Consider the following 303-nt stretch of genomic DNA (forward strand, 5'->3'; position numbering starts at 1 on the left):
GGTCACCGACACGTTCGGCCGGGTCCTGCTGGGCCGCTCCACCCGAGGCATGTGGGAGCTACCGGGCGGCCGCATCGAGACAGACGAGGCCGCACCAGCGGCCGCCGTGCGGGAGCTGAACGAGGAGACCGGGCTGACGGCGCGCGTGGACGACGCTCACGTCATCACCGTGCTGCACGACGACCGCCTGGATGTACGCCGCGTCACCGCCGTGGTCCGCATCTCCCGCTGGGACGGTGAACTCTCTCTGCCCGAGCCACACCACTTCGTACGCTGGGAGTTCCACGACCTGAACACCGTGGC

1 protein-coding gene is annotated in these 303 nt (G+C 70.0%); it reads left to right on the forward strand.

Features of this window, described 5'->3' with window-relative positions; genetic code table 11:
• Window positions 1-303: NUDIX domain-containing protein (locus IH48_RS0132710; RefSeq protein WP_030913247.1), on the forward strand; the 303-nt coding region annotated here is incomplete at both ends.

It is taken from the genome of Streptomyces sp. NRRL F-5126 (assembly GCF_000721265.1).
GTDB lineage: Bacteria > Actinomycetota > Actinomycetes > Streptomycetales > Streptomycetaceae > Streptomyces.